Source organism: Roseibium sp. HPY-6, assembly GCF_040530035.1.
Lineage (GTDB): Bacteria > Pseudomonadota > Alphaproteobacteria > Rhizobiales > Stappiaceae > Roseibium.
On sequence record NZ_JBEWCD010000001.1, the window covers coordinates 1,871,538 to 1,888,293 of the forward strand.

The window sequence follows — 16,756 nt, forward strand, 5'->3', positions numbered from 1 at the left end:
GAGCTCAGGTGCCAACGTGTGGCCGGTCGAGCGAGCTTTGCCGCAAAGTGCATCTCGCCAAGTCTGCGAGGTCGGTTCATGCGCGCGTCACTGCTGTTGGTGTTTGGCTTTTTCGTTCTTATCGCCTGTAGCCCGCAAGACGCAGAAACCCCGCCGAGTGAACCTCCTGTCAGAGGATTGCTCACCCAGAAGATCGAGGAAAGTTCACAAAGCACGGAACGCAAATACCCTGGTGTGCTCGAACCTTCCGAAATTACATCTCTGTCCTTTGAGGTTGGTGGGAAACTGGGTGTGGTCGACCTCGCCGTCGGTCAGCGCGTTGTGAAAGACGAGCTTCTGGCGGTTCTCGACGACACCCAGTTTATCGTTTCGATCGAGAATGCCGCAGCGTCTGTTGCGGAAGCCCAAGCGCTGCTAAAGCAGGCACAGGACGACCTTGGGCGCCAGGAAATCCTCTTCGAAAGGGGCGTGGTCTCGAAGGTGACGGTCGACGATGCCAGTACGGATGTGCAAACCCGACAGGCCCAACTCGTGCAGGCGCAAAAGTCGTTGAATTCGGCTGAAGAAGATCTTGAAGACACCAAAATCATCGCCCCGTTCGACGGCATCATCAACAGTGTCGATGCCGATTCCTTTGCGACGGTCGCCTCCGGCACGGTAATCACGTCACTCTATGACGCCACCTCTTACGAAGTCTCTTTTTCTGTCAACTTCGATGTGGTTGCGCAACTCGTCGTGGGAACACCGGCAACGGTGAGGCTGGCGGACGATCCGTCGATAACGCTCGACGCCGTCGTCAACGAGATCGGGGAACGGGCGGACACGGTTTCGTCTTTCCCGGTCATCGTCGAGTTGCGGGAAACCCATCCTTTGATCCGGGCGGGAATGGCGGTCGAAGTCTCTTTTGAATTCGCCCTTCCGGCAGACCAGGGCTACCTGATCCCCATCACCGCAGCAATCAACGAGGGTCAGATACCTGAAGACGCGGGACCGGGAAGCCTCGTGCCTGTTCCGGTCTACGTTTTCGACAATGACACAAGCACCGTCAAAAGACGGGAAGTCATCATGGCCGGCATACGTGAAAACAAGCTCCTGATTGTTGAAGGGCTCCAGCCAGGAGAGCGGATCGCGATTGCAGGCGTTTCCTTCCTGCGCGAAGGGATGAAAGTCAATCTGATCGAGGCGGTGGAATAAATGGATTTCCTGACCCGTTTCGGACTGGAAAAGTCACGCATGACCTACCTGGTCATGACGCTCATCGTCATCATGGGCGTGACCTCATACCTCAACCTGCCGAAACGTGCAGATCCGGCGATTACGATCCGAACGGCGGCAATACAGGCAACATTCGACGGCATGGCACCGCAACGGGTTGAAGATCTCATCGCGATCCCGATTGAGCGCAAAATCAGGGAAATCGGGGAAGTCGAGGATATCGAGACCATCATTACGAATGGTCAGGTTCTGATCTACACGGTCCTCTACGACACTGTGTCGGGCGCCGGAATTGAAACGGCGTGGGAAGACCTGCGCAACAAGATGGACGACGTCGTTACGGAACTCCCGCAAGGTACAAATGGTCCATTCGTCAACACTGACTACGGAGATGTCGCCATTGCGACGGTTGCGCTGACGGGCGACGGATTCGATCTCGCATACCTGGAAGACGTTGCGGAGGATTTGCGCAAGGAGCTTTACCGCGTCCCGGGCATCACAAAAGTGACCTTCTATGGCGATCAGGAAGAACGCATCTGGCTCGACCTCGACACGCGAAAACTCGCTTCTGTCGGTGTTCAGCTCAATCAGTTGCTGGAAGACCTTCAAGCCCAGAATGTGATCCTGCCAGCCGGCCAGATCGATGCCGGCGGCACCAGCATCGTGTTGGAGGCAAACGGTGATCTCAGCTCGGTCGAGGAAATCCGCGGCGTCCTGACCAAGGTCGGAGATCTTTCCGGATATGTGCGGCTATCCGACCTTGTCGATGTCAGGCGCGGCTATGTGGACCCGAAGGAAGCACCGGTCTTTTTCAACGGCGAACCGGCAGTGCTCTTGAGCCTGGAGATGGCGGAAGAGACCGACATCCAGATCCTCGGCGGTCAACTCGCCGCCAAACTGACCGAATTTGAAAACACGCAGCCAATAGGCATTTCGGTCAATACCTCGACGTTCCAGGAAACGAACGTAACGGCTTCCGTTTCAGGCGCACTTTCAAACGTCATGCAGACCTTCGCAGTCGTGTTTCTGGCAATGCTGCTGTTCCTCGGGTTCCGGCCTGCCGTCGTCATTGCCAGCATTGTTCCATTCACTATCGGCTTTGCCCTCACAAGCATGGGTCTCATCGGTGTGGACGTGGAACAGGTATCGATTGCCGCAGTGATCATTTCACTTGGACTGCTTGTCGACAATGGCCTTGTCGTTGTGGAAGACATCGAGGGCAGGATTAATGCCGGTGAAACCCCGCAGGACGCTGCTATAGATGCCGGAGGCCAATATGTCATTCCGCTGGCGGCAGCCTCCATCACCACGGTGTCGGCCTTCATTCCGATGCTGCTCATGACGGGAACAGAAGGTGAGTTTGCGTTCTCACTCGGCGCGGTCGTCACATCCATGCTGCTTGGGTCCTGGCTGACCGCGCTCTATATCCTTCCCTTTCTCAGCGTGCGCCTTTTGAAAAAGAAGCCACCGAAGAAGACCGGAAAATCCGCACTTATCCGTCTTTATGGCGCCCTGACGGGAAGGCTCCTTCCCTTTGGCATTCCAATCATCATCGTCACCTATGCGGCGGTCGCCTACAGCGCCAGCCAGTTCTCCCAGGTCAAATCGGAAATGTTTCCGCTGACGGAGCGGGCCGACTTTCTGATCTACATGGACATGCCCAAGGAAGCCGCCATCTCCGAAACCGAACGCCAGGCCCTGGCGGTGAGCGAGTGGCTTCAAGATGAAGCGATCAACCCCGGTGTGGTCTCCGCGACTGTCTTTGTCGGCGAAGGCGGTCCAAGGTTCTACCTGTCTCTTGATCCTGCCGACCCTGACCCCGCAAGCGCTTTTTTCGTCGTCAACACGACAACATTCGAAGAAGCCCGGGCAACTTCGGAGCGCGCGAGAGATGTTTTCATCGAACAATTTCCCACAGCACGCTTTCGCGTAACCCGCCTGTCAAATGGTGGCGGCGAAGCCGGGCTCGTCGATGTCGAAATCAGCGGTCCCGACGCAGATACGCTGATGGCTGCCGGCGCATCGGTGGAGGCCGCATTTGCGCAAGCTCCCGACATGGTCAAGAACGAAACGGACTGGGGCAACAAGGTCCTCAAGGTGGTTGTCGATATTGCGCAGGACAAAGCCCGCGAATTCGGCGTCACCTCCGAGGAAGTCTCAGGTGTCATGGAATCTTATTTTTCCGGCACGACCTATTCGACATTCCGCGAGGGAGATGAACAGATCCCGATTGTCCTGCGTGCGTCCCGGAACAACCGTGACAGCGTCGAAGACCTCGCAAACCTTTCAATTTCCGCGAATGGCGAGTTGATCTCCGTTGACCAGGTCGCAGACTTTCGGCCGATGCTGGAATATTCCGAGATACGGCGGGAAAACCAGGTCCGCCAGATTATCATCTCCGCGAAAAGCAACAGTCTGTCGGCGGACGAACTCCTCGAACGCATTCAGCCAACGCTGGATGGTCTCGATCTGGGCGAAGATTACACGATAAAGATCGGCGGTGAGCTGGAAGACACCGCAGATGTGAACGCACAGCTTGGCGGTAACCTGCCCTATGCCGTCGGCGTGATGATCCTGGCGCTCGTATTTCAGTTCAACTCGATGCGCCGGACACTTGCGACGTTCATGACAATCCCGATCATTTTGATCGGTGCGCCTTTCGCACTGCTGTTGACCGATCGCCCCATGTCCTTTTTCGCGATGCTGGGCCTGATGTCCCTGATGGGAATTATCATCAACAATGCGATCGTCCTCATCAATCAGATTGACCTCAATCTGGAGAAAATGGACATCAGAGATGCCATCGTCAGCGCGGCGGAACAAAGGGCCAGGCCGATCATCCTGACATCCCTGACAACTGTAGGCGGCCTCATTCCAATGGCGATCGGTGGTGGTGCATTGTTCGAACCGATGGCAACCGTGATGATCGGAGGACTGATCATCGCGTCCCCGGTCACGCTGATTTTTGTTCCAAGTGTCTGTTATCTACTCATGCGCAACGAGAGGCCGGCGACTGGAGCTGTCGCCCCGGCGTGAAACAGCGCTTAATAGTCTACGGATTCGACGGGATGCTCTTTTAGAAACTCAAGGAAGGTCTGGACCTTGGCACTTCTGTGCCGGTCGACATGCGTCACGAGCCAGAGTTTCAGGCACCAGGCTGGATCCGACCGTGTGATCTGTTTCAGACGCGGCTGACGTGCCGCTCGCTCGCGTGGCAGGAACCCCAGTCCGACACCCGCCTCGATAGCATGAAACACGCCGATCGGGTCGTTGCTAAGAAAAGCAACATTTTCCTCCGGCACCTGATTGCGTACCCATGCATAAAAATCCGGAAGATAGTCTTCATTATCCGCAAGCGCCCATCTGTTTGCGGCAAAAAGATCTTTCTTCACCACCTCGCCGTGGTTCTCAACATAGGTCTGGCTGCAATAAAGGCCGAACTGAATTGTCTTGAAAGGTTGAACCACATTGTCAGGCTCGTCGGGTTCCTTGCCAAGCCGGATGGCCACATGCGCCTCACCATAGTCAAGCCGCAAGACACGGCGCTCTGCAATGAACCTGACCGTGATCTGCGGGTGGCTCTTCTGAAACTCCCGGATCGTCGGCAACAAAAACAACAGAAGGGGGCCGTCCGCCGTCAGGATAATGTCGCCCTTCAGCCCCGCCTCGCCGGACCTGGCGCGCGTAGCGAACTGCCTGAACCGGTCATCGGCTTCAGCAGCGACATTCAGAAGATCCGCGCCGATTTCCGTTGCCACATATCCCTTCGCGCTTCTGATAAAGAGTTTCTCACCGAGCATGGCTTCCAGACTGTCAATGTGGCGGATTACCGTTGCCCTGTGAATGCTTAAGACATCTGCCGTTGCACTGACGGTCCCACATCTGAGGAGTTCGTACGCAGTGCGAATTTCGTTCCAGTTTTCCATGTTGCCTTTCGTCTTTTTTGGGCACGGTATCTAACTGAATAGTCAAGCGTGTCAGCATCGCATTTTTGCGCATGTCCTGCGCGCCGCATGACATTTACGCACAGTTTGACCACTGTAAGATCTTCGCAGGAGTGAGCAAGAAAGCGGTGGAAGAACGAAATGATCGCTGAAACCCACAAGGCGCGTAATGCCTGATCCGGCGTGCACCGCCGTTACCGGGAGGTTCACACCTGCATCTTTTTTGGCTCAAAAGGCCGGAACAGCGATTTCATGGTTCCGACGTCGTTCACTGGTTACCTTGCCTGCGGCAACACTTCTGCTTGCAGCCTGCGCCGGCGGCCCGGCGGAGTTCGCGTTTTACGATCTCAACCAGTCACAAGGAACCGTTGTTCCAATTCTGGCAGTTACGCCTCGCAAACCCGTCGACGATCCGAAATTGCGCTTTGGTGGTGGACGAAACTCCGATTTGTCCTACGCCGATATCAAGGTTTGGGTTCCCGAAGACCGCAAACTCGGAACGATCAAGCCGCCGTCAAGCACACCCGATCCGTCGAGTGAATTTGGTGTCACGGACATTGACGAGGTCGCTTCGGAAAGCGGTGCATTGGCGCGGATCAACGCCCAACTGAAGCAATTGCCGCCAGACGATCGGATCTGATGATCTTCATCCATGGCTACAATGTTTCCTATGTTTCCGGCATCTACCGGCAGGCGCAACTGATACACGATTTTAACCAGCCGGTTGTCGGTATTCACTATTCCTGGCCGTCTGCCGGCAAAACAAGCGCCTATCTCTATGACCGCGACAGCGTCCAGTTCGCCCGCGACGGGCTTCAAAGAACAATCGAACTTGCCGCAAGAAGCAATGCCCGTACCGTGGCCGTTGTGGCGCATTCCATGGGCACATTGCTCACCATGGAGGCGGTCCGGCAGCTGGCCTTGTCGAACAGAAAAACAACTCTGAAAAGAATTAGCCCGCTGGTTCTTGCATCGCCCGATATCGACGGCGATGTTTTCAGATCACAGATCTCCGTTATCAATCCCAAACCCTCGCCGTTCGTTGTTCTGGCATCGCGCAAGGACAAGGCGTTGAAGATTTCGCGCGACTTGCGAGGGGGGACATCCCGCATCGGTCAGGGAGGTGATATTGAAGCTTTGCAGGCGCTTGGCGTCACTGTTTTGGACCTGTCGGAAATTACGGACGGTCAGGACGGGGCTTCACATGCAACCTTTGCAAACTCGCCGACCCTCATAGGGCTGATACAGTCCGGGGCGATTTCACCTGCCACTCTCCCTGAAAACAAAGAGGCCTTTGCCCGGCGTGTCGGGGATGGTGTTGCCGACATGCTGTTCCTGGGAAACTAAAACTGTCCAGGTTCGCCTGAGCCCGCCTCATTGAGACCGATGCACCCCTTTTGATACAATTGATACATTCGGCAATGCCGAACTGATAAGCTCGCCTTGTATTCAGGCATGCCGGGCTTGCGATCGATTGCGGTCGGTCGCGAGTTGGCAGGACAGAGTGGGAACAGATGCTCAGAACGCTCGAGGAAGGGTCGGACAACCGCGACGCCGGTGGAAAGGACAGCACATCCGAATTGTCGATGCTGCGGGAAGCAGCGGCGGCTTTGCAGGAAGGCTTTGCCCTTTTTGACGCGGATTTTCAGTTCCGGATGTGCAATGAGAAATTTCTGGGCCTCGCTTTTCCAGAGAGGGCACAATTTCCGCAGCCCGGTACAGCAGCCGGCGACATTTTTTTCAGCACTTTTTCCGACGGTTGCTTTGTCTTCTCGAACGACACCGACATCCGCGCTTTGAGTGCGACCGTCACTGACACGCTGCGTGAAGGCATCAACAAGGTATCGCTTCAACGGCGCGATGGTCGTCATGTCACATTGACTTGCAACCGGACGGAAACCGGTGGCTATCTTGTGTCCGCTCTGGACGTGACAAGGGAACGCAAGTCAGAACCAAGCGAGAGAGAGATTGCAAATGCGCGTTTGCGCGACGCTGTTGCAGCCTTGAACGAAGGTTTTGTCGTTTACGACCAGAACAAACGCCTGCTTTATGCCAACAGGCGTTACGCTGAAATGTTGGGACCGCACAAAGACAGCCTCACGCCCGGTGCTCCCATGCAGGCAATCGTTGGCGAAGCGATTGCAAGCGGGCAGATTACCATCACGCGCGGACCCAAAGGCGGACTGGCCGGGCTCTTCCAGGCTTTGGAAGAGCAACAAAGCGTCAAACTGGAAGTGGCCGTTGCGGACAACACGCAGCGCGAAATCACGGTCACCAGACTGAACGATGGCGGCATCGTTGCCACCGTCCTCGACATTACGGAACAACGGACGACCCAGGCCCGTGCAAGGCAATTGCTCAGTGACGCCATCGAAGGCGTCGATTTCGGAATAGCGCTCGTTGGCGACGATGAGAGACTGGTATTTGCGAACAAAAAATTCCGCGAAATCGGTGACCCGGACAAGAACCTGCTGATCGCGGGGCGCCCGATGCGCGAAATCCACGCCGACGCCATCCGGACAGGACTGTTTCCACTCCCTCCCGGGATGGCAGCCGAAACGCTTCTCGACGAACTGGACAAGACAATCCGGCACGCACAGAAGGGCTTTCCAATTCCGAACAACCACGGCAGCACGCTCGTGGGAAACGTTTATGAAACGGGCCTGCAAGGCCGGCTCCTGACGATTGAGGACGCGACGGGTCAAGCCAGGGCCGAACGCCTGTTTACCGATGCCGTTGCGCGTTTGCCGGTTGGTGTTGCGATCGAAGGACCCGATGGCCAGTTCACCCATTGCAACGATGCCTTTGCAGCTCCGTTTAATCTCACGGCAAAAGAAATTCTGGAACTGTCCGATTTTGAGCGCATCGCAATCCTGGCACCGCAGATCGCAACCATAAAAGGCAAACCGGTCGGTGATGCCGCTGCCGACGCCTTCCGAAAGGCCGTAAACCTGCAGCGCGCGACACTGATGCCCATGGAAGTCAACTTCAAGGATGGCCGTCACTATATTGTAGAACGCGCGGTGACCGGCGATGATGGCAGGGTCGTGGTCGTAACAGATACGACTGAGTTGAAAAAGGCTGAAACGCGAAGCCTGGAAGTTCTGAACGACGCCATTGAATCGCTGGACGAAGGACTGGCGCTTTTTGACGCCGATCTGAATTTCGTGATGGGCAACCGCAAGTATTTCGATCTCTACTTCAGCGAAGAACCGCCCCCCAACGGAAACGAAAACCTCGTGTCGATAATGGACCGCCTGTTTGATGCCGGCGTGCTGCTCGTGCCGGATGATACCAACAAGCGGGACTACATGGAGCATCTGAAGGGTCTTGTTGGCGCCTTTACGAAAAATGAAACGATCAAGCTCGGCGACGGGACGATCTTGCTGGCCTCCGCCCACCAGACCGAAATGGACTGCTTTTTGCTTTCCTTTACGGACATCACAGAGCAGCGGAGAGCCGAAGAAGAGCAGCGCGAAGCCGATCTTTTGCTGCGAACGATCGTGGAGGCTTGCCCTGCGAACTTCCTGGTCTCACGGGTCGAAGACGGTAAAATCATCTATTGTCCGCCGGCATCTCGAGAGCGCTTTGGTTCGATAACGTCGACGCTCAGCTTCTTTCTGCATCCGGATGACAGAGTAAGGTACCTCAACGCATTGTTGCCGACCGGATCGCTCGACGACTACCGTGTTCAGTTCCGCCGCGCAGACGGTTCCATCATGCAGGGCCTGACCGCTGCCAGGGTAACGGATTACAAGGGCGAGGACGTGATCGTTTCGTCGACCCGGGATATCTCCGACCAGCTTGCCATGCAGGAAGAACTTGAGAAACAACGCGAAATTGCACACCAGAACGAGAAGCTTTCCGCCCTCGGAGAACTACTGGCCGGTGTTGCACACGAGCTCAACAATCCCCTTTCCATCATCGTCGGATACGCCCAGATGCTCGAGGGGAAACTCGATGACCCCGTTTTATCGAAGCGTGTCGACCGCATCGCGCAGGCTGCCGACCGGAGCGCTCGCATCGTCAAGACCTTCCTGGCGATGGCGCGGCAGAAACCGGCAAAGGTTGAGCAAGTGTCGCTCAACGAAATTATCACTGACGCACAGGAAATCGCCGGCTACGGCCTCAGGGCGAACGGGACCACCGTGCGCTCAGAGCTCGATGAAACACTTCCCCTTGTCACAGGTGACGGAGATCAGTTGGTCCAGGTCTTCACCAACCTGATTGTAAATGCGGAACACGCCTTGGCGCCGAAAGGCGAAGACGGCACGCTTTTGCTGCGATCATTTTACGATAGTGAAAACGACCAGTCGGTCATCGAGATCCGCGACAATGGTCCCGGAATACCTGAAGACCTGCAGGCACGCATTTTCGAACCCTTTTTCACGACCAAGGATGTCGGTGAGGGAACCGGCGTCGGGCTCGCCTTCAGTCACCGCATTATCGACACGCACGGTGGTGTTCTCGAAGTGGTTTCCTACCCGGATCAGGGAACGAGCTTCTTTGTTCGCCTACAATCGGTTGAAGCTGACAAAATGGTCGATACAGCATCTGGAAATTTTGCTGAAAACAGCGCGAAACGGAGAGCTCTGATCATTGACGACGAACCGAGTGTCGGCGAACTGATCGGTGATCTCCTGATGGAAATGGGCTGCGAGACAACCCTTTGCGGAGATGCGAGAGAAGCGCTCAACCGCCTTTCCGAAAGTACATTCGACATGATCATCAGCGACTTCAAAATGCCCGGCATGAATGGTGAGGAGTTTTACAACGCCTTGCTCCAGAAGATGCCGCACTATGCGGATCGAGTTGGCTACGTAACAGGCGATTCCATGGGAAAAGCCGTCACGCGCTTCTTGTCGCAAAGCGGACGCCCATACATTGAAAAACCGATTTCCAGCACAGAGCTGGACGAGCTGGTCAGGCGGCTTGATCCCGGAGAAAAACGGTCATGAATGCAATGCAGGACAACAGACTTATTCTTGTGTGTGATGATGAACCGCACCTTAGAGAAATGGTTGCCGAGTATCTGAGCGAGCGCGGCTATGCCGTGATTGAAGCTGCCAGTGCCTCCGACATGAAAACCAGCCTTGAGACAAACACACCCGACCTGATCGTTTTGGACGTGAATATGCCGGGAACAGATGGTTTGACCGCGCTTCGTGAACTGCGCGCAACCTCTGAAATCCCGGTCATCATGCTTACAGCTGCGAGTGAAGTGATTGATCGGGTGATCGGTCTTGAAATGGGCGCTGACGATTACGTCGGCAAACCCGTCGACCTGCGCGAACTCGAAGCCCGCATCAAAGCGACCCTTCGCCGTCAGAACGTGGTGAACACCGAGATTGAGCAAAAGGAAAAAATGGGCGGTACGGTTGCGTTCGGTATTTGCCGGCTTGATCTCGACGGAGCAAGACTTTTTGGAAAAGGCGGCGATGAAATCCCGCTTACCGCCATGGAGTTTAGCCTGCTCAAAGTCTTTGCGGAAAATCGTGGGCGTGTGCTCAACCGCGATCAGCTTCTGGAACAGGCCCACGACAAGGGCTGGGAACCTTTCGACCGCTCCATTGATTTGAGAATCTCGCGCCTGAGACGAAAAATCGAGATCAATCCGACAAAACCCGAAACGATCCGGACCGTGCGCGGCATCGGGTATGTCTTCGACTAATTGCCGGAAAAGTGCGTCGCCGCCGCGGCATGAAATCGACGCCTGGTGTGCCGTTTATCACCTGGCGAGATAGAACCCCCGAACCGTTGCGACCGCTGCAAGGGTGTCGCCTTGCATACCGCGTTCCGACATCGGATAACGATATCGGTTGTCCAGGATCAGCGTTTGCCCGGTTTCGACCTCTAAGGCCATGTGACCCGTACCTGACGCCGTTTGAAGGATGAGAAGCTTCATGTCCGCCGCGCGGTACCCGGCTGAAATCAGAACCGCGCGTTTTAAAAGGACGTGATCTTCACAATCGCCGGCTCCCTGGAGAAGCGTCGACAAGGGATTGGCCCAGTGATCATCGGCCTCGCTGTCGCGCACATAGCGGATGCTGCCGGAAAACAGTTTTTGAACCAGAGCGGGCTGTTGGGCAGAGCGCACGGATTTAACATGCGCAACGACTTTCGACCAGATTGCCGCGCGCGGATCACGGCAAGCACCCCTCGTACAGGAATTCAGCCACATAGCCTCAGCGTCAAGTCGCGCTCTGGTCATTGCCCAGCGCCGCGCGAGCACTGTGTCTGATCTGCGTATGAATTCCTGTCCGCCATCAGCCTGAAGAGAGGCTTTGATCACCGGCTCCCGACCGGTTTCCAAAATCGTTTGAGGTATGTGATGTGCAATTTCAGCGGCGCGCTTGAACTCCATCGACTTCGCCGGAAGTGCTGTTCCAACGAAAGCCACTAAGACGAAAAAGAACAAGAACACATCTGCTCTTGGAGCACCACAAGCGAAACGCATCGACCTCTGACCTGTTCAGGCGCGCCGATACTTGCTTATCTTTCTCTTAGAGCTTCCGAGCGCGCCTTGATTATTGGCTTCAACAGATAGTCGAGCACCGTTTTATTGCCGGTTAATATGGATGCACTCACGACCATTCCCGGTATTATTGGTAAACGGTTGCTTTCCGCACCGAGCCAATTTCGGTCTGTTCGCAAGACAACCCTGTAAAAGGTGTTTCCGTCTTCATTTGTGATCGTATCCGCACCGATGCGCTCCACCACGCCCGGCAGATCCCCATAAACCGTGTAGTCATACGCCGTCACCCGGACTCGGGCAGTCTGCCCCGGGAACAGGAAAGCGACATCCTGCGGGCGGATTTGTGCTTCAATCAACAGGGTATCGTCGAGCGGAACGATTTCCGAAATGCTTTCGCCGGGTGACACGACCGCACCGATGGTTGCAACAGAAAACTTGTTGATGATGCCGCGAACCGGAGCCCTCAACACAGTTCGCTGCACCTTGTCTGTCGCTGATTTGATGGTTTCATCGAGAACCGTCAGCTCGTTCAACGTCTGCGTCAGATCCTCGTGCGCTTGCGCACGGAAGCCCAGAACCGCGCTTTCCAGACGTGCCGACGCTTCTGTAATGGCTGCTTCAGAGCGCGGAATGGATGCGTTCAGAAGTTCTACCTCGAGCTTGCCTCCCTGTGCTTCCCGCTCAAGCCGCAAAAGATCCATCTTGGGATAGGCACCGGCAGCCGACAATTCCCGCGCACTTTGCAGCTCTTCGTTCAAAAGGTCGGCAGACAACTGAACGCTGACAAGCCGCGTCTCAAGTTCGACTTTCTCAAGCTGTCTTTGAGACAGCTGCTGCTCGATAACCGAAAGTTCTTGTTTGAGCGCCGCTTCACGGGCTTCGAACAAGGCCAATTCACGCGCCGACGCCTGTTCATCCGCGCCGTCCTGCAACTCGAGTGGCCTTCCCTGGGCCTCGGCATCGAGGCGCCGCGCCCGCATGACCAGAGCGCGTCGTTGCTGCTGAAGCTCTCCCAGACTGGCGGCAAAACCTGTGTCGTCTATCCTGACCAGCGCCTGGCCGGCCTCGACGACATCTCCTTCGCGGACATACATTTCCGCAACAAGCCCGCCTTCTAGGGATTCCACGACCTGGATCTGACTTGACGGAATGACGCGTCCGTCGCCGGTCGTGACTTCTTCGATTTTGGCAAAGTAAGCCCAGACCACAAGCGCGCCGAGCAAGAAAAGTGCTGCGCACAAGATGCCCCAGATCCCGGCATTGCTGCGTTGTTCGAGTGCCGCCCTCACATCATTTGCGAAGTTTTCGTCAAGCCGGGGCACGACCGCCTCCCGAACCCGATGTTTGCGTATTATAGCCTGCCTGAGCGCCAGCCTTCAGGCGCGCAACAACAACATCCTTCGGACCGTCCATGATCAGCTTGCCCTTGTCGAGCAAAAGGATGCGGTCGACCAGATCAAGGGGGCCGTCCCGATGCGTTGCTATGAAGAGGGTGACCCCTTCATCTGCAATTTGCCTGAGGCGATCACAGAGTTGTTTTTCCGACATGACGTCGAGATAAGCGGTGGGTTCGTCCAGGCAGATGATGCCCGGCGACCGGATCAGGCATCTGGCAAGCGCAACAGCCTGCCTTTGGCCGCCCGACAGACTGCGGCCGCGTTCCTCAATATGCATCTCCAACCCGTCCGGATGATGCGATGAAAAGAAATCAACGCCAGCCAGGTGAACCGCACGCTCAAGTTCCTGCGCGGAGGCATAGGGAGCACCGATAAGTATGTTTTCGCGCAAGCTCCCGGTAAACAGTTCTGCGTCTTGAAGACACAAGCCGACAGTGGCCCGCATATCGGCCGCCGAATACTGCCTTGTATCGGCACCACCCAGTGAATAGGTTCCGGATTGGGGCTCGTATAACCCCGACAAGATGCGCACAAGCGAACTTTTGCCAGAACCGACACGGCCTATGATACCGATCCTTTCACCGCTTTTCGCAGAAAAACTGACGCTGTCCAGTGCCGGTACAGAATTGCCGGGATAGGTAAGCGATACGCTTTCAAACACGATGGACGCCTTATCGGGCGCAGCAACGCCGCGCGCGGTAAATCCTGCCTCAGTCTCGCATTTCATAAGCCCGTCGAGGCTTCTGAGCGCGCTGCGGGCATGAAGAAGACGCGCAAGGGTCTGCGAGATGTTGTTCAGCGGTGCGAGCACACGGCCGGCCAGTATGTTTGCTGCGATCAGGGCCCCGACTGTAATCCGGCCATCGAGGACAAGAAAAACACCCCAAACCACGATTACGATGGAGACAAGCTGGAATACGACCGAGGTAAACGACGAAGCAACGTTGGCCCAGTATCTCGCCGCTGTCGTTGAACGGCTCGCTGCTGCAACCGCCCTGTCCCAGTGCCTGCGAAACCAGCTCTCTGCACCGCTTACCTTGATCGTTTCGAGCGAAGAAACGGTTTCCACCAGAAGTGCCTGGCGCCGTGCGGCATCCCTCTGTCCGCTTTCAAGCGCTCTTGAGAGCGGCATCTGCACAAAACCTGTCACGGCAATCACGACCGGGACGGCCAAAGCCGGCACCCATGCGAGAGGCCCCACTAGGAACCACATCACCCACACGAACACGCCGATGAACAGAAGATCGGTCACGGCGATCACGGATGACGACGTCAGCGCGTCACGAACGGAATCCAGGTCGCGAACCTGATTGGCGACGGCACCCGTAGACGCTGGCCGTCCCGACATCTTCAGTCGCAGGAAGTGATCGAACATGCGCCCGGCGACTGCCATGTCGACCCGCCTGCCTGTTTCGTCGACGATCTTCATGCGCAACATCTTGAAGACGAAATCAAACAGGAAAGCGATCAGGACACCGAGCGTCAGCACCCAGAGCGTCGAAATCGCCAGATTCGGGATGACCCTGTCATAGACGTTCATGATGAAGAGCGGACTTGCGAGCGCCAACAGATTGCCGATCAGAGCGGCTATCACGACTTGCGTGTAATTCGGCCAGAAACGGCGAACAGCTGACCAGAACCAGTCCCGGGGTGTCTGCACGGCGGCATGCTGCTTCTCGTTTCCCGGCTTAAGACTGACAAACACAACAACGGGATGCTTTTCACCTGTCAGCTCAGACAGTGCAACACTTCTTGAGCCTCCCGGTATCACGGGTGAGCACACACGCGCAGTTCCCTCTGCGCGGACTATTTTTTCCACGACGACGGCCGGCTCGCCTTCCTGCACAATGATGACCGGAAGCGTCACGATCGGCACGTTTGTAATGTCGCGTTGTTCAATCCGAACGTCGAGCCCAAGCCGGTCCGCAGCCTCCGGAAGGCAACTGACAGGAAGCCCCGTGGCATCGGTCGGCAGACCACGCAGCAGTTCTGCTGAATTGGCGACGCGCCCGTGGTAGCGGGCGATCCAGTTCAATGCTTCCAAAAGGCCGTTGGCAGTGTGCTTGTTCGAGCCAGAAGACTGAAGATCCTCCTCGGCGATTGCAGTGCCGGTTCGGCGCTGGTCCAGGCGGATTGTCTGCTCTCCTCCATCCACGGCGACTGCCTCACCACTTCCGCAGCGGTTCAATCAGACCTCTTGATCCCACGAACCAGGGAACTTCGGTCGGGCCGGCCTGGCTTTCGGGTGGCGCGCTCACGCCCACCGAAGACAGAAGACTGCCGGTCGAGGCCAGAAGCCGGTAGCGCGAAAAAATTGCAATTGTCTGTGAACTGATCAGTTGGACGCGCGACGTAAAGGCGGAATTCTGCGCAATCAGAAGATCGAGAAGGTCGCGCAAGCCGGCCTCATATTCCTTTTCATAGCTCACGATCACCGCTTCAGCGGCCACCGTTTGCTCCCCCAATGCCTTAAGACGAATATCGTTGGTGACAATGTCACTCCAGGATCGCCGCACGCTTTCATCGACTGTGCGGCGCAGGTGATCCAGTTGAAGTTTGCTTTCCGTCACCTTCTCTCCCAATTGACGCCGCCGGCTGGTATCAATGGTCCCGTTGAAGAGGTTCCACGACATGGTCATGCGAACGGCAAATTCGTTGTTGCGTCCCGGCGTTCCATCCAGATCCTCACCTACAGACGCGACGCCTTCCATACCCAGGTTGGGCAGGAACAACGATTGCGACTTGTCGTAGTCGGCCGTTGCCGCATCGACATCTGCAGAGCCCGCCCTCAGCGAGGGGTGGTTGCTGCGCGCTGTCGCAATCGCGTTCGCCTGCGAGCCGGGCATGGACTTGGGCCTATGGGGCGCTTTCAGCGTCGGCGGTGCAACGCCTATGACGCTTTCAAAGCGGGCATTTGCGGCCCCCAGTTCCCTTAGAACATCGGCGCGCACGGCATGAACCGCTGCAACACGTTCCTCGGCCTGCCTCAGTTCGCTCTCCGTTGCAGATCCACCCTGGACCTTCGTACGCACGATCCCGAGAAGCCGCACGTGCTGACGGATGTTCTCGTCCGCAGCTGCCAGGATGCGGTGATGCCGGTAAACATCGAGAAAGGCTTCGGCAGCGTCCAGACCGATCAGTTCTGCACGTTCCATGACCCGTGCCGCCGAGCCATCGACACGAGCGGCCTGACGGTAGATCTCGTTTGCTCTTGAAAAACCATCAAAAAAGACCTGTCTGGCGGTTAAGGTCGCATCTCTAGCGTTACGCCATTCCCGGTTGTCGGTTACATCAAGTGAATTGGGCCGGTCGATGTACTGCGCTCCAAATGAGGCGTCGAGATCCACCTTGGGCAGATAGGCACCCTTTGCCTGATCGTATTCGAAATCGACGGAACGACGATTGGCGGCGGCCGCCAACACCTGCGGGTTTGTCGTGACGGCCCGGCCGATGGCTTCGTCCAGGGTCATTGCCAACACGCGCGGTGAACCAGCAATCGTAAACACAGCAAGAAGCACGAATAGAAAAAACTGCCGACGACCGCAGTGAAACGGAAGCGAATATTTTATGGCCGCGTTGCTCAATACAAACTCAAGTTGAGTTTTACGCCACATTCTACCCTGCCCAATACCCACCAACTAAGTTAATCGGAACAGATTTTCCAATAGCAAGAAACTTACCTTGCGGTAGCCTCTCAGCCTGCCACAGCTGAAAGCGTATATTAT

The 16,756-nt window shown here is 56.3% G+C and carries 11 protein-coding genes; 6 read left to right on the plus strand and 5 right to left on the minus strand.

Annotated elements, in window-relative coordinates; translation table 11 throughout:
- Positions 1 to 78: 78 nt before the first annotated feature.
- Both ABVF61_RS08745 and ABVF61_RS08750 read left to right on the plus strand, forming a co-directional pair.
- Complete coding sequence (locus tag ABVF61_RS08745) at positions 79 to 1,194, plus strand: efflux RND transporter periplasmic adaptor subunit (RefSeq protein WP_353993129.1); 1,116 nt, start codon at positions 79 to 81, stop codon at positions 1,192 to 1,194.
- On the plus strand, positions 1,195 to 4,251 hold the full coding sequence (locus ABVF61_RS08750; protein ID WP_353993130.1) for an efflux RND transporter permease subunit: 3,057 nt from the start codon (positions 1,195 to 1,197) through the stop codon (positions 4,249 to 4,251). It abuts the gene before it with no gap.
- A gap of 8 nt (positions 4,252 to 4,259) precedes the next feature.
- Here ABVF61_RS08750 and ABVF61_RS08755 read toward each other — a convergent pair whose 3' ends face one another.
- Positions 4,260 to 5,141: a LysR family transcriptional regulator gene (locus tag ABVF61_RS08755; protein ID WP_353993131.1), complete on the minus strand. Its 882-nt coding sequence runs from the start codon at positions 5,139 to 5,141 to the stop codon at positions 4,260 to 4,262.
- A gap of 187 nt (positions 5,142 to 5,328) precedes the next feature.
- On the opposite strand from ABVF61_RS08755, the gene ABVF61_RS08760 reads away from it, so the two are divergent.
- The 4 genes from ABVF61_RS08760 (at position 5,329) to ABVF61_RS08775 (ending at position 10,830) form a co-directional block, all read left to right on the plus strand.
- Positions 5,329 to 5,799, plus strand: coding sequence for a hypothetical protein (locus ABVF61_RS08760; RefSeq protein WP_353993132.1), 471 nt, complete (start codon positions 5,329 to 5,331; stop codon positions 5,797 to 5,799).
- Complete coding sequence (locus tag ABVF61_RS08765) at positions 5,799 to 6,506, plus strand: alpha/beta hydrolase (protein ID WP_353993133.1); 708 nt, start codon at positions 5,799 to 5,801, stop codon at positions 6,504 to 6,506. Before ABVF61_RS08760 ends, ABVF61_RS08765 begins: the two co-directional genes overlap by 1 nt.
- Positions 6,507 to 6,673: 167 nt before the next feature.
- On the plus strand, positions 6,674 to 10,117 hold the full coding sequence (locus ABVF61_RS08770) for a PAS-domain containing protein (RefSeq protein ID WP_353993134.1): 3,444 nt from the start codon (positions 6,674 to 6,676) through the stop codon (positions 10,115 to 10,117).
- Positions 10,114 to 10,830: a response regulator gene (locus ABVF61_RS08775; RefSeq protein WP_353993135.1), complete on the plus strand. Its 717-nt coding sequence runs from the start codon at positions 10,114 to 10,116 to the stop codon at positions 10,828 to 10,830. The genes ABVF61_RS08770 and ABVF61_RS08775 overlap by 4 nt, the downstream gene beginning before the upstream one ends.
- A gap of 57 nt (positions 10,831 to 10,887) precedes the next feature.
- Here ABVF61_RS08775 and ABVF61_RS08780 read toward each other — a convergent pair whose 3' ends face one another.
- From ABVF61_RS08780 to ABVF61_RS08795, 4 genes are all read right to left on the minus strand, one after another.
- Positions 10,888 to 11,523, minus strand: a complete 636-nt coding sequence (locus ABVF61_RS08780) for a transglutaminase-like cysteine peptidase (RefSeq protein ID WP_353993136.1) — start codon at positions 11,521 to 11,523, stop codon at positions 10,888 to 10,890.
- 128 nt (positions 11,524 to 11,651) lie between these two features.
- Complete coding sequence (locus ABVF61_RS08785) at positions 11,652 to 12,956, minus strand: HlyD family type I secretion periplasmic adaptor subunit (RefSeq protein ID WP_353993137.1); 1,305 nt, start codon at positions 12,954 to 12,956, stop codon at positions 11,652 to 11,654.
- On the minus strand, positions 12,943 to 15,219 hold the full coding sequence (locus ABVF61_RS08790; RefSeq protein ID WP_353993138.1) for a type I secretion system permease/ATPase: 2,277 nt from the start codon (positions 15,217 to 15,219) through the stop codon (positions 12,943 to 12,945). Before ABVF61_RS08790 ends, ABVF61_RS08785 begins: the two co-directional genes overlap by 14 nt.
- Positions 15,197 to 16,501, minus strand: coding sequence for a TolC family outer membrane protein (locus tag ABVF61_RS08795; RefSeq protein WP_353993139.1), 1,305 nt, complete (start codon positions 16,499 to 16,501; stop codon positions 15,197 to 15,199). Before ABVF61_RS08795 ends, ABVF61_RS08790 begins: the two co-directional genes overlap by 23 nt.
- Positions 16,502 to 16,756 lie beyond the last annotated feature (255 nt).

What these genes read in the sequence shown, in the direction of transcription:
- ABVF61_RS08765 (WP_353993133.1), top strand. Translation starts at nt 5,799, where the DNA reads ATGATCTTCATCCATGGCTACAATGTTTCCTATGTTTCCGGCATCTAC.
- ABVF61_RS08750 (WP_353993130.1), top strand. Translation starts at nt 1,195, where the DNA reads ATGGATTTCCTGACCCGTTTCGGACTGGAAAAGTCACGCATGACCTAC.
- ABVF61_RS08755 (WP_353993131.1), bottom strand. Translation starts at nt 5,141, where the DNA reads ATGGAAAACTGGAACGAAATTCGCACTGCGTACGAACTCCTCAGATGT.
- ABVF61_RS08775 (WP_353993135.1), top strand. Translation starts at nt 10,114, where the DNA reads ATGAATGCAATGCAGGACAACAGACTTATTCTTGTGTGTGATGATGAA.
- ABVF61_RS08770 (WP_353993134.1), top strand. Translation starts at nt 6,674, where the DNA reads ATGCTCAGAACGCTCGAGGAAGGGTCGGACAACCGCGACGCCGGTGGA.
- ABVF61_RS08745 (WP_353993129.1), top strand. Translation starts at nt 79, where the DNA reads ATGCGCGCGTCACTGCTGTTGGTGTTTGGCTTTTTCGTTCTTATCGCC.
- ABVF61_RS08780 (WP_353993136.1), bottom strand. Translation starts at nt 11,523, where the DNA reads ATGGAGTTCAAGCGCGCCGCTGAAATTGCACATCACATACCTCAAACG.
- ABVF61_RS08760 (WP_353993132.1), top strand. Translation starts at nt 5,329, where the DNA reads ATGCCTGATCCGGCGTGCACCGCCGTTACCGGGAGGTTCACACCTGCA.
- ABVF61_RS08795 (WP_353993139.1), bottom strand. Translation starts at nt 16,501, where the DNA reads ATGACCCTGGACGAAGCCATCGGCCGGGCCGTCACGACAAACCCGCAG.